Annotated in this window: 12 protein-coding genes and 1 pseudogene; 4 read left to right on the forward strand and 9 right to left on the reverse strand. The window is 44.1% G+C overall.

The genetic code is table 11. The annotated features are described in order from the left end of the window. Positions 1-77 precede the first annotated feature (77 nt). Positions 78-1,451, forward strand: a complete 1,374-nt coding sequence (gene hemN, locus BO26_RS01430; RefSeq protein WP_036768260.1) for an oxygen-independent coproporphyrinogen III oxidase — start codon at positions 78-80, stop codon at positions 1,449-1,451. Positions 1,452-1,550: 99 nt separating this feature from the next. Here hemN and BO26_RS23380 read toward each other — a convergent pair whose 3' ends face one another. The 6 genes and pseudogenes from BO26_RS23380 to glnA form a co-directional block, all read right to left on the reverse strand. Beyond that, positions 1,551-1,751 carry a hypothetical protein gene (locus BO26_RS23380; RefSeq protein WP_477706994.1) on the reverse strand — a complete coding sequence of 67 codons (201 nt, stop codon included), beginning with the start codon at positions 1,749-1,751 and terminating at the stop codon, positions 1,551-1,553. Positions 1,752-3,434: 1,683 nt separating this feature from the next. Further along, positions 3,435-4,412 (reverse strand): annotated as a pseudogene (locus tag BO26_RS21805) (filamentous hemagglutinin N-terminal domain-containing protein); the annotation flags it as partial. Positions 4,413-4,439: 27 nt separating this feature from the next. Next, positions 4,440-6,119: a ShlB/FhaC/HecB family hemolysin secretion/activation protein gene (locus BO26_RS01440; RefSeq protein WP_036768262.1), complete on the reverse strand. Its 1,680-nt coding sequence runs from the start codon at positions 6,117-6,119 to the stop codon at positions 4,440-4,442. A gap of 187 nt (positions 6,120-6,306) precedes the next feature. Beyond that, a complete protein-coding gene (gene glnG, locus BO26_RS01445; RefSeq protein WP_036768263.1) occupies positions 6,307-7,761 on the reverse strand; it encodes a nitrogen regulation protein NR(I) in 1,455 nt (484 codons plus the stop codon). Between the two features lie 9 nt (positions 7,762-7,770). Then, on the reverse strand, positions 7,771-8,820 hold the full coding sequence (gene glnL, locus BO26_RS01450) for a nitrogen regulation protein NR(II) (protein WP_036768264.1): 1,050 nt from the start codon (positions 8,818-8,820) through the stop codon (positions 7,771-7,773). Positions 8,821-8,976: 156 nt separating this feature from the next. After that, complete coding sequence (gene glnA / locus BO26_RS01455) at positions 8,977-10,386, reverse strand: glutamate--ammonia ligase (protein ID WP_036768265.1); 1,410 nt, start codon at positions 10,384-10,386, stop codon at positions 8,977-8,979. A 403-nt stretch (positions 10,387-10,789) separates the two neighbouring features. On the opposite strand from glnA, the gene typA reads away from it, so the two are divergent. After that, the gene (gene typA / locus BO26_RS01460; RefSeq protein ID WP_036768266.1) at positions 10,790-12,631 is read left to right on the forward strand and encodes a ribosome-dependent GTPase TypA; all 1,842 of its coding nucleotides are present in this window, start codon (positions 10,790-10,792) and stop codon (positions 12,629-12,631) included. A gap of 68 nt (positions 12,632-12,699) precedes the next feature. Here the strand turns inward: typA and BO26_RS01465 are convergent, their stop codons facing one another. The 3 genes from BO26_RS01465 to BO26_RS01475 all read right to left on the reverse strand — a co-directional run bounded on the left by BO26_RS01465 (position 12,700) and on the right by BO26_RS01475 (position 15,617). Then, entirely contained in the window at positions 12,700-13,269 is a 570-nt protein-coding gene (locus BO26_RS01465) for a disulfide bond formation protein B (protein WP_036768267.1), read from the reverse strand. 14 nt (positions 13,270-13,283) lie between these two features. Next, a complete protein-coding gene (locus tag BO26_RS23860) occupies positions 13,284-13,442 on the reverse strand; it encodes a DUF5993 family protein (RefSeq protein WP_219847624.1) in 159 nt (52 codons plus the stop codon). 720 nt (positions 13,443-14,162) lie between these two features. Beyond that, positions 14,163-15,617 carry a carbon starvation CstA family protein gene (locus BO26_RS01475; RefSeq protein ID WP_036768268.1) on the reverse strand — a complete coding sequence of 485 codons (1,455 nt, stop codon included), beginning with the start codon at positions 15,615-15,617 and terminating at the stop codon, positions 14,163-14,165. A 157-nt stretch (positions 15,618-15,774) separates the two neighbouring features. Between BO26_RS01475 and yihX the strand changes: the two genes are divergently transcribed. Continuing rightward, the gene (gene yihX / locus BO26_RS01480) at positions 15,775-16,380 is read left to right on the forward strand and encodes a glucose-1-phosphatase (RefSeq protein ID WP_036768269.1); all 606 of its coding nucleotides are present in this window, start codon (positions 15,775-15,777) and stop codon (positions 16,378-16,380) included. A gap of 64 nt (positions 16,381-16,444) precedes the next feature. Continuing rightward, on the forward strand, positions 16,445-16,882 hold the full coding sequence (dtd, locus tag BO26_RS01485) for a D-aminoacyl-tRNA deacylase (RefSeq protein ID WP_036768270.1): 438 nt from the start codon (positions 16,445-16,447) through the stop codon (positions 16,880-16,882). The last annotated feature ends 25 nt before the right edge of the window (positions 16,883-16,907 follow it).

Raw genomic sequence — 16,907 nt, forward strand, 5'->3', positions numbered from 1 at the left:
AGAGTCACTACAATGCAACATATCAAACACATGAAAGTGTTACGCTGTGGTGAGCAAAAACATCGGAAGGAATAAACGTGTCTGAGCAAGCCATTGTCTGGGATCTGCCTTTGATCCAGAAATACAATTATTCCGGCCCCCGTTATACTTCATATCCTACGGTGCTGGAATTCAATCAACAATATGATAATACAGCATTTATGCAGGCTGCTGCCCGTTATCCTGAACGACCGCTCTCTCTGTACATTCATATCCCGTTTTGCCATAAGCTCTGTTATTTCTGTGGTTGTAATAAACTGGTAACCCGCCAGAAGCATAAAGCGGATCAATATCTGCAATTGCTTGGACGTGAAATCCGTGAGCGCTCAAAGTTGTTTTCTGGCCGTAAAGTTAGCCAGATGCATTGGGGCGGAGGTACGCCAACCTATCTCGATAAAGACCAAATCAGTAAATTGATGGGAATGCTGCGTGGCCATTTTGATTTTATGCCGGATGCTGAAATTTCTATTGAAATTGACCCGCGTGAAATTGAACTGGATATGATTGATCACTTGCACCGTGAGGGTTTTAACCGTCTGAGCATGGGGGTGCAGGACTTCAACAAAGAAGTACAGCGTCTGGTTAATCGCGAACAGGATGAAGATTTTATCTTTGCTTTGGTCGCGCGCGCCCGTGAAACGGGATTCAACTCCACCAGTATTGATTTGATCTATGGCCTGCCGAAACAGACATCAGAAAGTTTTGCTTTTACTCTGGAGCGAGTATTAGCGTTAGCGCCAGACAGAATGAGTATTTTTAATTATGCTCATTTGCCGAATTTATTTGCTGCTCAGCGTAAAATTAAAGAACATGATTTACCGAGTGCGGAGCAAAAGCTGGATATTTTGCAGCAAACAATTGCAACACTGACAAACAATGGCTACCAGTTTATTGGCATGGACCATTTTGCTCGCCCGGATGATGAACTAGCGGTTGCTCAGCGGGAAGGGAAATTACATCGCAATTTTCAGGGTTATACCACGCAGGAAGCGTGTGATTTGCTGGGAATGGGCGTTTCTGCGATTAGTATGTTAGGTGATAGCTATTCTCAAAACCCAAAAGAGTTAAAAACCTATTATGCGGAATTGGAAAAGCAGGGATATGCGTTATGGCGTGGTTTAACTCTGTCCCAGGATGATTGTATTCGCCGTGATGTTATTAAGGCGCTGATCTGTAATTTCTGCCTGAATTTTGCCGATATTGAGCAACAATATGGGCTGAGTTTTACCCGCTATTTTGCGGAAGATTTGCAATTATTAATGCCATTAGCTGAAGATGGACTGGTTGAAGTGAATGAAAAACGGATTCAAGTGATGCCACGAGGTCGGTTACTGATTCGTAATATTTGTATGTGTTTTGATATTTATTTGCGCCAGCAAGTTCGCCAACGTCAGTTTTCGAGAGTGATTTGAGTATTTGGATGCCTGATTTTATGGTTTTCACTTAACTCTATTTACCTACATCTATTTAAATAAAAGGGTAAATGCATTAAATGATATACCCTATGGATTTCAAGATGGATCGCGACGGCAAGGGAGCGAATCCCCGGGAGCATAGAAGAACTCCGTGACCGGGGTGAGTGAGTGCAGCCAACAAAGAGGCAACTTGAAAGATAACGGGTATAAAGCAGCATTAAGTTTATTGGTTTGATTAAACGGGTTCATGAAATCTAGTCTGCGTGGGATAACATCGCCAATAAATGCATTAAACATGACAGGGAATAAGCCGTTTTTAGTCATTCTGTACCATTTAAACATCTGGCATGAATGGGTGACGATTTTCATTAATCTTGAATATCACATCTAGTTGATTTTTTTTGGAAAAAATTAGTCTGATGTATCATATTTCAGGCTCTTGGTGAGTAGGCAATAACCAAAGACAACAATAACCGGCCAAATGAATATAAATATCGAAGTCCATAATGACCAATGCTATTACTCTGAATCTAACTCACAACGGAGGTTATGATTTTTCTAAAAAATTAGGTTGTTGCTTACTTGACGGGGCAATAACAATCGTTTGAAATACCACGTATTTCCTCTAGTTCCTGGTTGTTTACCAGAATGCACCCTCATTAACACAATATGTCGTTGCATTGTCGATCTCTACAGTCTCAATCCAGCGATCCTCTTTGCGGATTTTTACCGTGCGAACTACAGATGTTCAGGCATCTCCGTAACTTCGGTTAGGGTTAAATGGCTGTATACCACTAAGTTGGTTGTGCGTCCCACATTCTCAACTCGATACATCTGGATTTCTGAAGCTATTGGGCTTCTCCTTGTCAGGAAACGTTATCCTTTCGGATAGGCTCTGTTTACCTGGACAAAATTGTAGCTTTCAACTGGGGGATACTGCTCAATCTTGCCTTTATCGATTCTATTTATTGGTTTATGGTAAATTTACCATATTTAATATGGTTTTATCAGATATAATATGTCCAGTCAATCAATTATAACGATCCCTATTTTATACAGAGGGTTTTGCTGCCTGAATTTCGGCATCCCGTAGATATTGTGATTATGTTATTTAAGAAGCCATGCCCGATAAGATTGTCCGCTATTTGAATCTGTGGGTTTCGTAAGCCCCCCTAACTGAGCGGGTCTTACATGTATTCCTGTCCTGTTTCCTTCCTGAAAGACATTCAGATTAGAGTTTGTAAGAGAAAATGTTTGGAAGATCATTTCACCATTGCGCTCAAAGCCGAGAACCCCAATATTATTCTGTGTTTGGACCGTATTGGAGATAAGCTTCGAATAAAATATCCCCCAGGTGTTCCCTGATATTTTCTGACTTTGTTCAGGAAGCCGATTAAATACATGGTAGCGTTCGTGGAATTGACCTTCCGGAGGAGAGTTTTCGTATAGTGCGGTTGTTTGTCCACTTTGGTAATCAAAAACTATTAGTTCAGGTAAATGTTGGGCTTCATTGCGCCCGACAACTACCATATGGCCTCCACCAGGGGAAAATAAATTGTTTTGTGGTTGAGATAGTGGTCGTGTGTAAGCAAGGCCGGCAAATTGCCCAGGATGCAAATTATTTCTCATAAAGTGAAATGTTTCATTCCAGCGAAGTTGAGCATCTTGATGATTAAAGTCTGTTCGTCTTGAGTTGACTCCAGCAGCCCTGAATAAATCGTCGATTTCTATTAAGTTAGCTGTGTCCTGTTGCATAATTTCTGTTTCGCCAACAAGATCGGTTGTCGTTTTATTTACGAGAGCCGCAACTGTACTGTAATAACAGTTCTGATTTAAGCCATGAGGATTAACCTCTGAAAGCGGTCGTTCTTGTTGAAAACCTTTAAAGCCATATGCTCCATTAAATCCTTGTGACCAATTTAGTCCTTGAATAAAATAATTGAGTCCTTGCTGCCATTCCTCTTCAGTCCATAGTTCATTATTGTGCGGTGTGCTGTTTGCAAGGGGAATATCTGGTTCTGTTTGTACCTTAATATTGGCAGCGATATAGACTTCTTTGCCAATAATATTAAGGCTCGTTTTAGCCTTAATATTTTCCAGTTCGATTTTGCCGTTAACGTTTAAGGTAATATCATGTTGATTGCTGGCTAATTCTTTCAGATTAACTCCGACACCATCCTCGGTGGCAATTAGCTGAATTTTATTAGCATACATGCCGCCTAACGCTTTGGTATCAACTGCTAATTGAGGTTGAGTATCTTCTCCAGCAATAGGTTTAATTGTGCCATCTTTTAAGCTGATTTGGTTGGTGCCTTGTGTGAGAGACAGGTTATTCGCCTGAATTTTTCCATTTAATTCCGTTGCCCGGCTGATGATATCGACATAATCCGTCGCTTTGCCATCCAGTCCTTTGCTGCCAATGGTAATCTGGCCTGTTTTAACCGTCAGAGTTTCCAGAGCCCCCTGTCTATCAAATTGGGGTTTGCCCGTGGTCAGGGTTGCGCTGGCAGTATTGATAAAACCACAACCATCACAGGTAATGCCGTCAGGGTTGGCAATCATCACATGGGCTTTATTACCAACTACTTCCAACTGGCCTTGAAGATCAGAGTGGCCATTACCGGTGACTTCATTAATAATCAGTTCCGCCGCTTTTCCGTTCAGGTTAGGGTTAGCGTTCAGTTGCCCGGCCTGTTGCGATTGAGCCACCTGAGTCGCGTTATTGAGTATGGCGCCTTGCGAGGTGACATTGAACTCCTGATAGGTGTTGTGGGATATTCCCGCATCGTTTGGCGTGGCAATATTTACCACTGGGATATTATTCTGGTTTTGTACCTGTGTATGGTTATTATCCGGTATTACTCCCACAGCCATTGCCGGGTGTAGTGGCTGGATTGCTGCCAGGTAAATTAAAAGATAACTCGTAGCTCTGACCACAGAGTTGTTGCGTTTACTCATTGCTTATTTTTTTCCTGATTTTAAGTGTTACAAAGTGAGTGATGCTGACCAATAAGTGACCCAGTTATCCGGTTTTAGGTGAGCAGGGTGAATGAGGGGCTTCCCAATAGTGATGGTCTGGTTGAATCTACGGTGAGTCAATGATAAGCCCAGAGCTACACCGGTAACGTTTCCACCGTCGATTTGTCTGGTTTTTTTCTGTAACCAGCCAGTATCTAGCGCCCCGGTTAAGGCAAGTTCTCCCAAGACTGGAAGTGCTGAAACCCGCCAGTTTAGCTCATTACGCCAATATCCACCGCGATTACCGGTGAGATATTGCTCTTTGAAGCCCCGGATGGAATATTGTCCCCCCAGTGAGAGGCGTTCGCTGGCGTAAAGATTGTCTGGTGTGGTCTGGCTGTAAACCGATGAGAGGTAATAAATGAAATCGGTAACTGGCACAAAATAGCTGGCACTTAGACTAAATTTACGAAATTGACTATGTGGCGCGTTTGGGAAACGTGGGTCATCTTTTGTGGCGCCAAACGCGGATAAACTATGGCTCACCATCGAGTTGAAAGTGATATAGCTACCCGCCAGCACGGTACTGTAATTAACACCAAGGTTAATTGTGCTGAGTGTCGGGCTGCTGATGGATAATGTTTCTCCTGCCAGTAAATTGGTGGTCCGACGGCGTATTAGTCCCATATCCAGTGCCAGCTTCTGTTCACCATCACGATATAACGTCCGATTTATTGCTAGTCGGTGAATCTGGCTGTCGCCTTTATAGTGATAGGTTTGTGAATCGACCGGAATATTCTGAAAGGAATCGTTCCACGCATATTGGTAGCTGAATAGCCAGTGGCCATAAGGCACGGCTACGCTGGCAGAGAGACTACGACTTTGGTGACTATTGCGGAAATCGCTGTTACGACTGGTGGATAATGACCATTGATCAGCAAGGTGCAATAGATTATCCAGGTTCACGCTAGTATTGATTTGTTCGGTGCCGGTACTTTTTTGACCACTGTTATCAGCCCCTAAACTGGCACTAATAGGTAAGCGGGTTGATGTTCGTTTTAAGATAACCGCGGAGTAACCTAGTTGCGTGCCCGGCTGAATATCAATGGTCACTGGTTGGGAAGGCTGGCGGTTTAAATGTTCCAAGCCTTGTTCAATATCTCGCAAATTAAGTGTCTTACCTACTATTCTTGGAAAAGCCATTTTCAACGAAAGGGGCGTTTCTCCGTCCAGACTGATTGATTCAACTTTGCTTTCATGGGCGGTAATAATGAGGGCACCGGAGGATAAATCCTGTGGGCTGAGCCCGGCCCAGGAAGTCACATAGCCCCGTTCAATATAGGTATGGGTGGTTTTTCGTACCAATGCGTTAATATCCTGCAAAGATAAGCAGTGGGATAAATAAGGGCGTATTAAGCGCTCTTTGATTGATCGTGGTAGGTTTTTTGCACCGTCAAATTCAATCCGGTGAATGGTGTGGCAGATAGATTCAGCTGTACTCGGCGCTGTATCGGGTGATGAAGGTAAGGTGATGTTGTCGCGCAGCGCTTCCCGTTGCTGTTGGGCTTGTTGCAGCAGTGCTTTTTGTTGTTGAGTGATCGTTTCTTGCTCCGCAGGGCTGATAGGTGTTGAAGCCTGTGCCAGCGCAGAGATTGTTAGTAGGATAAACCCTGTCAGATTCCAGTGATAAACAGAAACTATTCCCATTTTTATAATTGAAAACTTAATATTATTATTAAGTAATAATATTGTAATGTAATTATTTGTCTGTCTACTTCTGTCTGGAATTATCAGTATTAAACCTGAGGTGAATTTGACTTTTTTATACCGATAATCGGAAACTGGTTATATTAAATACCATAAGATAGTGATAGAGCTGGAGATATTATCTCCTTTACTCCAGCCCAAGTTCTTTTAATTTTCGTGTAATAGTATTGCGCCCCCAACCCAACAACCGGGCAGCCTCTTGTTTGTGTCCTTTGGTATGTTTAAGCGCACAGTTGAGTAAAGTACGCTCTAATAACGGTAATGCTTCAGAGAGTAAATCCTGCTGACCATTTTCCAACGCATTGGTGGCCCAATGAGTCAGTAGCTGCGGCCAGTTTTCCGGCATTGTATTTATAGGTGTTGTACTTGCTGGTATTGTATTTACAGGTGTTGTTGTACCGGTTTCGACATGATGGGGTTCAAATAATTCAGCTGGTAAATCTTGTATCAATACTTCTTGGCTTGCCGCCATGACCGTCAGCCAACGACAGATGTTTTCCAATTGACGGACATTACCCGGCCAGGGTAAGCGCATTAAAGCCATTTCTGCATCCCGATGCAGAATTTTTGTTTCTACACCTAGCTCCTTAGCAGTCTGTTGCAGGAAATGGCGAGTCAGGCGAGGGATATCCTCTACTCTGTCGCGTAGAGGAGGTAATTGCATACGAATAACATTCAGGCGGTGATACAAATCTTCACGGAATTTGCCTTTCTGTACCAAACGTTCTAGATCCTGATGGGTTGCTGCGATAATTCTTACATCCACCTTCACGGGGGCATAGCCACCAATCCGGTAGAACTGGCCTTCTGCCAGTACCCGTAGCAGGCGAGTTTGAATATCCAGTGGCATATCACCAATTTCATCAAGAAATAGCGAGCCGTGGTTAGCTTGTTCAAACCGTCCATGACGCACCTGATTGGCACCGGTAAAAGCGCCTTTCTCATGACCAAATAGCTCTGATTCAATCAAATCCTTAGGAATTGCGGCCATGTTGAGCGCAATAAATGGCTGATTAGCCCGTGGGCTGTGGCGATGTAGGGCATGGGCTACTAATTCTTTTCCTGTACCGGATTCGCCATTAATCAGAACGCTGATAGAAGAACGGGAGAGACGGCCAATGATACGGTAAACGTCCTGCATGGCAGGCGCTTCACCTATCATGTCGGAAACTGGCGTGATTGCTAGTGGGTTTCTGGTCGGCTGATTCTGTTCGCGGGAGTGGCCTAGCGCCCGTTCCATGAGTGCGACTGCTTCATCAATGTCAAAGGGTTTTGGTAGGTAATCAAAAGCGCCTTGCTGGTAGGCACTGACTGCGGCATCCAGATCCGAGTGGGCAGTCATAATAATGACTGGCAGTAATGGGTTACTCTGCTTGATACTATTCAGTAGGTTGAGTCCATTCATTCCCGGCATGCGGATATCGGAAATCAGTACATCAGGCGTGTTTTGCGCCAACGCGGTTAGTACGCTGCCAGCATCGGTAAAACAGGTGCATTCCATCCCTGTGCTACTTAATGCTCGCTCAAGCACCCAGCGGATTGAGTTATCATCATCGACGATCCAGATTTTTCCTGGTTGCATAGTTATCCTCTATTTCTTGATAGGTAAGTAGATAGAAAATTCTGTGTGCCCCGGCCAACTGGTAAATTCTATTTTGCCGGCGTGTTGATCTATCAAATTGCGGGCAATGGATAGACCAAGACCTGTTCCACCTTCATGAGCACTGACCATTGGATAAAATAAGGTGTCCTGTATTTGTGGCGGGATACCTGGCCCGTTATCTTCCACATCAATTCTGGCGGCCAAACGATGGCGCTTACCATGCAGAGTGATCTGAAAGGCGGTTCGGGTACGCAGGGTAATAGATCCCCCCTGTTTTCCTAAAGCTTGCAAGGCATTACGGGTGATGTTTAGCAACACTTGTTCAATCTGATCAGGGTAGTGGGCCAATTCTGGCAGGCTGGGATCGTAATCTTTTATCAGTGTTACGTTATCCGGCATTTCCAGTGAGACTAACTGATAGACCCGTTCAGCAACATAATGAATGCTTTGCTTAATTTGTTCGCCTGGGTGTTGTGGCCCAAGTAATCTGTCCACCAGATGGCGCAATCGATCAGCTTGTTCAATAATCACTTGGGTATATTCCTGTAAAGCAGGATCAGGCAGTGCTCTTGAAAGTAATTGCGCGGCTCCCCTCAGTCCGCCGAGGGGATTTTTGATTTCATGTGCCAGCCCCCGAACCAATTCCCGTGCAGCTATCTGTTGGGCTTGTTGTACCTGCTCTTGGCTTAACCGGCGTTGACTATCCATAGGCGCCAGTTCCAGCAAGATAAATTGCTCGGAAATCGGTTGGGCACTGAGCGACATGATGTGAGAGCGGTTATCAACCACTAATGTCACTTCGCTATCAGTAAAACTCTGACCACTAACCAGACTGGAGCGCATCAATTCTGTATCCAGTGAAAAATAACTAAACAGTACTGGAAGCGGTGTACCAAATAGTTTACGGGCACTCTGAGCTAATAATTGCAGTGCTGAATGATTGGCATAACGGATCACAAGGTCGGTATCCAGTACCAGCACACTGTTAATCAGTGAGTTTAGTATTTGCCCAGTATCGGGTAGATTTTCCGTTTTCATCTGGTTACACTCCTGCACCTTTTTGGTGCACTGTATCATGTTCGAGCGTAAAACCTAGCAAAAGCCTGAACTCGGAAAGAGGGAAAAGGGCCCATCCGAGGATGGGCTAAAGGTTTCACGGCAACAAAAAATGATCAGCAGGAATGATGCTGCTAATTACACACTGTAATATAGTTCAAACTCTAGTGGGTGTGGTGTCAGGCGGACACGTTCCATTTCGCTGTTTTTCAATTCAATATAAGCATCAATGGCGTCGTCGGTGAATACACCACCACGGGTCAAAAACTCACGGTCGGTATCCAGTGCTGCCAATGCTTCATCCAGAGAAGAAGCGACAGTTGGGATCTCTTTGGCCTCTTCCGGTGGCAGGTCATATAAGTTTTTATCCATTGCATCACCCGGATGGATTTTGTTGATAATACCATCAAGACCAGCCATCAACTGAGCAGCAAAAGCCAGGTAAGGGTTAGCTGCTGGGTCTGGGAAGCGTATTTCAATTCGGCGAGCCTTAGTGCTTGCCACAACGGGAATACGGATAGATGCAGAACGGTTACGGGCAGAATAGGCCAGCATAACGGGTGCTTCATAGCCCGGAACCAGACGTTTATAGGAGTTGGTTGTCGGGTTAGTAAACGCGTTTAGGGCACGGGCATGTTTGATAATACCGCCAATGTAGAACAGCGCCAGTTCGGACAGGCCACCGTATTTGTCCCCGGCAAACAGGTTAGTGCCGTTTTTGGATAGGGACATGTGGCAATGCATACCGGAGCCATTATCGCCAACCAGCGGTTTTGGCATAAAGGTGGCGGTCTTGCCGAAATTGTGCGCCACATTATGCACGACGTATTTGTAAATCTGAGTTTCGTCAGCTTTCTTGGTCATGGTGTTGAAGCGGGTCGCGATTTCATTTTGGCCTGCTGTTCCAACTTCATGGTGGTGGGCCTCTACGACCAGTCCCATTTCTTCCATCGTCAGGCACATAGCTGAACGTAAATCCTGGGAAGAATCAACAGGAGGCATTGGGGCATAACCGCCTTTTACCGCCGGTCGATGACCTTTGTTGCCACCTTCGTATCGAGTCCCAGAGTTCCATGCGGCTTCGATATCATCAAGATGATAGTAAGAACCTGACATAGAGCTGCCAAAGCGCACGTCATCAAACAGGAAAAACTCGGGTTCCGGTCCGCACAGGACGGTATCTGCAATTCCGCTTGAACGCAGGAAATCTTCAGCACGTTTGGATATGGAACGAGGGTCACGGTCATAGCCTTGCATGGTGCCTGGTTCCAGGATGTCGCAACGTAGGATTAGCGTGGCATCATCAAAGAAAGGATCAAGCATGGCTGTGCTTGGATCTGGCATCAGCACCATGTCAGATTCGTTAATGCCTTTCCACCCGCCAATTGAGGAGCCGTCGAACATTTTGCCATCTTCAAAGAAGTCTGCATTAACCTGATGAGCAGGAATGGTCATATGTTGTTCTTTGCCTTTGGTATCAGTGAAACGCAAATCAATAAACTTCACCTGATGCTCTTCAATCATGGTTAAAATATGTTCAGCGGACATACTCGGTTTCTCCTGGTTTGTATCGGTCTTGATGAAATGGTCGTATAAGACTTAAAGAAAACACAGCTATATCATTTTACCTTAACAAGGCTATTTACTCGTTTGCAAACTATTACGTGTTTGTGAATGAATTGCGAAAAGCGTGCCAACTTTCTAGCACCTTGCAATATACTGTGTTATGGGTATGCCCATGGTAGGGTATCCTTATCTTTAGTGGAATTGCACCATGTTGGTGCGGTTATGTTACTATCGCGCACCATGTTAGTGCGTTTGTGCTGGAGTGCGTCTGTTTATGGGCGTGAAAGGGATCACAATTCCATCGGTGCCAAGTTGTTAAGAATAGATTATTGTGATCCTGTTTAGTACTTCGACTAATGTGTGTACAATAGCGCGCCATTTCTAAATGCCTGAGGCAAAGTTTGTGATCGAAAAATTGCGTAATATCGCCATCATCGCGCATGTTGACCACGGTAAAACCACCCTGGTTGACAAGCTGCTGCAACAATCCGGTACTTTCGGTGACCGTGCGACAGCGACAGAGCGTGTGATGGACTCCAATGATCTGGAGAAAGAGCGTGGAATTACTATCCTCGCAAAAAATACCGCCATTAAATGGAATGACTACCGTATTAATATCGTAGACACTCCGGGACATGCTGATTTCGGCGGTGAAGTAGAACGTGTTATGTCTATGGTTGACAGCGTACTGTTGCTGGTCGATGCCATGGATGGGCCGATGCCTCAGACCCGTTTTGTGACACAGAAAGCGTTCGCTCATGGTTTAAAGCCAATTGTAGTCATTAACAAAGTTGACCGTCCAGGAGCACGTCCTGATTGGGTTGTTGATCAGGTATTTGACCTGTTTGTTAACCTGGGGGCGACTGACGAACAGCTGGACTTCCCAATTATCTATGCATCAGCATTGATGGGAATTGCCGGTACTGAGCATGAAGATATGGCTGAAGATATGACGCCATTATATCAGGCGATTGTTGAGCATGTAGAGCCACCAAAAGTCGACCTTAATGGTTCATTCCAGATGCAGATCTCTCAGCTGGATTACAACAACTATGTTGGTGTTATCGGGATTGGTCGTATCAAGCGCGGGACTGTTAAACCAAACCAGAACGTCACGATTATTGATAGCGAAGGGAAAACCCGGAACGGCAAAGTTGGTAAAGTGTTGGGCCACTTGGGTCTGGAGCGTATTGAGAGTGAGCAAGCAGAAGCGGGTGATATCATTGCGATTACTGGCTTGGGTGAGTTGAATATCTCCGATACCTTGTGTGATACCAACGCGGTTGAAGCGCTGCCACCGCTGGCTGTTGATGAGCCAACGGTAAGCATGTATTTCTGTGTTAACACTTCTCCTTTCTGTGGGCGCGAAGGTAAGTATGTGACTTCACGTCAGATCCTTGAGCGCCTGAAGAAAGAGCTGGTTCACAACGTCGCATTGCGTGTTGAAGAAACCGAAGATCCGGATGCGTTCCGTGTTTCTGGCCGTGGTGAGTTACACTTATCTGTTCTGATTGAGAACATGCGCCGTGAAGGTTTTGAACTGGCGGTATCTCGCCCGAAAGTGATCTTCCGTGAGATCGATGGCCGTAAACAAGAGCCATTCGAGCAGGTGACTCTGGATATTGAAGAGCAGCATCAAGGTGATGTGATGCAGGCGTTAGGTGAGCGTAAAGCGGATCTACGTGATATGTTGCCAGACGGTAAAGGCCGTGTGCGCCTTGATTATGTTATCCCAAGCCGTGGTTTGATTGGTTTCCGTACTGAGTTCATGACGATGACTTCTGGTACTGGGCTGTTGTATGCAACATTCAGTCACTATGATGATATTCGTCCAGGTGAAATCGGTCGCCGTCAGAACGGCGTGATGATTTCTAATGGTCAGGGTAAAGCAGTTGCTTATGCGCTTTATAGCTTACAGGATCGCGGCAAGTTGTTCCTAGGTCATGGAGCGGAAGTGTATGAAGGCCAGGTGATCGGCATTCATTCCCGCTCAAATGACCTGACAGTTAACTGTCTGACCGGTAAAAAACTGACTAACGTCCGTGCATCAGGCACTGACGAAGCGACAACTCTGTCTCCACATATAAAGAAAACTCTGGAGCAGGCTTTGGAGTTTATTGATGATGATGAGCTGGTAGAAGTGACTCCTGTGTCTATTCGCCTGCGTAAACGTCATCTGACAGAAAACGAACGTCGTCGTGCGTACCGCAGTAAAGAGGCATCATAATCTTACTGTGATACTAATGCTTAGGGCGCCGATGGCGCCCTGAGTTTTTTAATTTTAAACAGATAAGATTATTTACCCAGCAATTGGTAGAACGTTGGGTTGTCATCGCATTGCCCACCACCACATTCCAAAACGGTGGAGATTAAATTTGCTGTAATTAATAGGACAAATAATCCAATAATAATCTGACCGAAAACAGGTGTGTTTTCCTTTTCCTCGGTTGTTTTTTCCAGGCTCTTTAATATCAACATGACTGATATGGCAATAATAGCAATAACTGAGGAAAGAAGAGCCCAAGTATAAAAGTGTATACCAAAAAGGGCGGAGCCATAGCCGATATCACCGGGCAGAATATGTAAGAATACTTGTCGGATGGCAATAATCCCAGTCACGATACAGCCAATAAGTGCGAGGCCATAATGTGCGCTTTTAATACCAAAGCGTAGATTAAATAAGAAACCAAATCCTATCATTATCATGCCTGTTCGCTGTAGCAAACATAATGGGCAGGGAAGTTCTGAAAGGACTAACTGGTAATAGAAGGCAACAGTAAGTGCAGCGCTAATACCCAATAATCCAATGATGTTGAATATCATGCCGTAGCTGATCTTCTGTTTTGTTGCTAATACCTGATTCATCAGATTGTCTCCAGTTAAAAAGATAGATTTAACGAATCAGTTGCATGATGGATAAACCAAGCGACAGTCGTCACCAAAAGAAGGCCCCATAGGGTATAACTGGTTTTATACTTGCCATATAGGGTGGTGATAACCGCAAATAATGCGAGTAAAAAAGGTAAAAACATATACATGGTTGATTCTCCTGTTTTTTAAGAACATTTAAGACCTTTCCCTGTAGTAGATTACGTTCTTCAGGGTTGGGAATTCATCGTACTAAGTTTAGGAACATTTACTGCGAATTACCCAAAGGCAAGTTGTCCATTAAAAGAAACGCTTTGGTGTCATTAATGGGAGCCACTCTCTTTGGTATCGCATTTGAAAACGTACAAACCTGCATTTATTAAAGCGAAGTTTGAATGGTGGTTTAACCCACTATTCATACTGTGTTACTAATAACAATTGTAGTCAATATTGTTTATGTCTGCCACTATTCATAAGGATGAGCGTGATTATAATTTGGTGAGAGTTTTAATGAGTCGTTTTTTATTTAATAGTTAAGCAAGAAACGATTAAAAGCGGTAAAGGGTATCTTGCTTTAAGACTCTCCATTTAACCATTATTAGTAGGGTTGTTTTTAAATGGTTTAGCCTATCTAATTTTTTACAATTCATTCTGCCAAAAGTTTGAGAAGCTATATTTAAATAGTAAATACCCAAGTTTTAGTTGATGTTGGGATGCTCTTTCAGATAAGAAGTCATAGGTTGGATACTCATTGCTTATAGAAAAGCAGTTATCTCAGACATTTTCTATGAGGAAATTATGTTTTTCTTATATAAAGAAATCGGAAATTAAAACCCCTCAACCGCTGATAGTGAGGGGCTATAATTAATATTCAACTATCTCTTTGGTTTTTATTCATTAAATACTTCGGTTTCTATATTGTTAGAAACTGATTTAGAGCGGACTTTCGCAAAGAAAACGATAGTGACAATTGCCATTGAGGCTAGACCGATAACGACGGAGGTATTCCAGTTTAAAGCAAAACCTTCTGGAGCGAATGCCAGATAGGTGAAGCATACCGCTGTCATAAACATGGCTGGCAGGGTAGTGATCCAATGGAACTTATCGCGGCGCAACAGCCATGCTGAGGCAGCCCATAACATGACCATGGCTGTGGTTTGGTTCGCCCAGCCGAAGTAACGCCAGATGATATTGAAGTCAGTTTTGGTAATCAGATAGCCGACAATAAACATTGGCACACTTAATAACAGGCGTTTAATCATTTTTTGCTGAGGAATATCCAGGAATTCAGCAATAATAAGCCGGGCAGAACGGAATGCGGTATCGCCAGAAGTGATTGGCAGAATCACCACGCCAAGGATTGCCAGAATCCCGCCGACAGTGCCCAGCAGAGAAGTGGAAACTTCGTGAACGACTAAAGATGCCGTACCTTTATCAATCACCGTCTGTAATGCGTTAGTATCTTCATAGAAGCTCAGACCCAGCGTACACCAAATTAGCGCGATAATACCTTCACCAATCATTGCACCGTAGAAAACAAAGCGGCCATTCTTCTCGTTCTGCATACAACGCGCCATTAGTGGAGACTGTGTGGCGTGAAAACCAGAAATAGCACCACAGGCAATAGTGACAAACAACAATGGCCAAACAGGCAGATCTTTCGGGTTAAAGTTAGTGGTGAAGTCCAACCCTTGTGAATAGAAAGGCTTATCACTCATAACTAAACCGACCATCAGCGCGACAGACATAAACAACAGTAATGCACCGAACAGTGGATAAAGGCGGCCAATGATTTTATCGATAGGAACCAGGGTTGCGAGAATATAGTAAGCAAAGATGACTCCAACCCAGATGCCAATGTTATCCCAGCCGATAGAATCTTTTAATAAGTTATTCAGTAAACCGGCTGGACTCAGAACAAATACCACACCAACCAGCATCAGCAGAATGACGGCAAAGATGTTCATGAAATGCTTCATGGTCTTGCCCAGTTCATTGCCGACGATGACAGGTACTGATGCTCCGCGAGCACGAACGCTGAGCATACCGGAGAAGTAATCGTGTACTGCACCGGCAAAAATGCAGCCGAATACAATCCATAGCATGGCGAGTGGACCATACAGAGCACCAAGAATCGGGCCGAAAATGGGGCCAACACCGGCAATATTCAGCAACTGAATTAACCAAACTTTGGGAGTGGACATGGCGACATAATCAACACCGTCAGCCATAGAAATAGCAGGGGTTTTTCTCTCTGGTCGAATAGTGAATATCTTTTCTACAATTTTGCCATATATGAAATATCCAGCCAGAAGAAGCCCAATACAAAGGAAGAACCACAACATATACTATAATACCTTACTCTACGTTTTTAATCTGGTTGCTACTTTATCGTTTCATAAGAAAAATACCGTGAAGTAATTCGCTTTTTACTTTTCTACTCTGTTTTCTAATTGGAAATACGATTAAAGTAAAAAGTTATTAATTAGCCAGGAGGTGGTTATGCTATATATTTTCGATATGGGTAACGTGATTATTGATATTGATTTTAAAAGAGTTTTAGCTGTGTGGAGTAATCTTAGTGGTACACCTCTTGCTACGTTGACAAAAAGTTTCTCTATGGGGGAAATGTTTGAAAAGCATGAGCGTGGTCAAATTACTGATCTGGAATTCGCTGATACTTTATGTCAGGAAATGAGTATTTCACTCAGTTTTGAGCAGTTTGCTGCTGGATGGCATGCTATTTTTATTGATATACGGCCTGAAGTCATTCAGATAATGAAGAAATTGCGTGAAGCAGGGCATCGGGTAGTGGTGTTATCTAACACGAACCGTCTGCACCAGGATTACTGGCCGCATAATTACCCTGAGATTGCGGCATCAGCAGATTACCTCTATTTATCTCAAGATTTGGCAATGCGTAAACCTGAACCTGATATTTTCAAATATGTTCTTGAGACAGAAGGGTTTTCACCGGATCAAGCCGTGTTTTTCGACGATATGCTGGAAAATGTGGCAGCAGCCAGTGCACTAGGGATCAAGGGCGTTCATGTTGTGGATAGGCAGACAGTACCAGGTTATTTCAAAGCAATCGGTTTTTCTGAATGAAATGAGGGATTGTACGGATAATGGGGGACGATATGCTGATGCTAACCTCTGAACAAGGAAAAATATGATTGCATTAATCCAGCGAGTAACACAGGCAAATGTTGTTGTTGAGAATGAAATTGTTGGAGAGATTGGGCACGGTCTGCTGGTGTTGCTGGGCGTTGAAAAGGAAGATGATCAACAGAAGACAAAACGGTTATGTGAGAAGGTGATAGGGTATCGGATATTCAATGATGAGCAGGACAAAATGAATTTGAATGTTCAACAGGTCGGGGGCAGCTTGCTGGTTGTCTCCCAGTTTACACTGGCTGCCGATACTCAAAAGGGCATGAGACCAAGCTTTTCTGGCGGAGCAAGCCCGGATAAGGCTGATGAATTATATCGCTATTTTGTTGAACGATGTCGCCAAAGTGGTGTAAAAACAGAAACCGGGCGGTTTGCTGCTGATATGAAAGTTAGCCTGACAAATAATGGGCCAGTCACTTTCTGGTTGCAGGTCTAGAACGCAAAACAGCCAGTAAAGCGCA

Origin of the sequence: Photorhabdus australis DSM 17609, assembly GCF_000711895.1 — a bacterium.
GTDB lineage: Bacteria > Pseudomonadota > Gammaproteobacteria > Enterobacterales > Enterobacteriaceae > Photorhabdus > Photorhabdus australis.

What these genes read in the sequence shown, in the direction of transcription:
- BO26_RS23380 (WP_477706994.1), bottom strand. Translation starts at nt 1,751, where the DNA reads ATGTTTAATGCATTTATTGGCGATGTTATCCCACGCAGACTAGATTTC.
- BO26_RS01440 (WP_036768262.1), bottom strand. Translation starts at nt 6,119, where the DNA reads ATGGGAATAGTTTCTGTTTATCACTGGAATCTGACAGGGTTTATCCTA.
- glnG (WP_036768263.1), bottom strand. Translation starts at nt 7,761, where the DNA reads ATGCAACCAGGAAAAATCTGGATCGTCGATGATGATAACTCAATCCGC.
- glnL (WP_036768264.1), bottom strand. Translation starts at nt 8,820, where the DNA reads ATGAAAACGGAAAATCTACCCGATACTGGGCAAATACTAAACTCACTG.
- glnA (WP_036768265.1), bottom strand. Translation starts at nt 10,386, where the DNA reads ATGTCCGCTGAACATATTTTAACCATGATTGAAGAGCATCAGGTGAAG.
- typA (WP_036768266.1), top strand. Translation starts at nt 10,790, where the DNA reads ATGCCTGAGGCAAAGTTTGTGATCGAAAAATTGCGTAATATCGCCATC.
- BO26_RS01465 (WP_036768267.1), bottom strand. Translation starts at nt 13,269, where the DNA reads ATGAATCAGGTATTAGCAACAAAACAGAAGATCAGCTACGGCATGATA.
- BO26_RS23860 (WP_219847624.1), bottom strand. Translation starts at nt 13,442, where the DNA reads ATGTATATGTTTTTACCTTTTTTACTCGCATTATTTGCGGTTATCACC.
- BO26_RS01475 (WP_036768268.1), bottom strand. Translation starts at nt 15,617, where the DNA reads ATGTTGTGGTTCTTCCTTTGTATTGGGCTTCTTCTGGCTGGATATTTC.
- yihX (WP_036768269.1), top strand. Translation starts at nt 15,775, where the DNA reads ATGCTATATATTTTCGATATGGGTAACGTGATTATTGATATTGATTTT.
- dtd (WP_036768270.1), top strand. Translation starts at nt 16,445, where the DNA reads ATGATTGCATTAATCCAGCGAGTAACACAGGCAAATGTTGTTGTTGAG.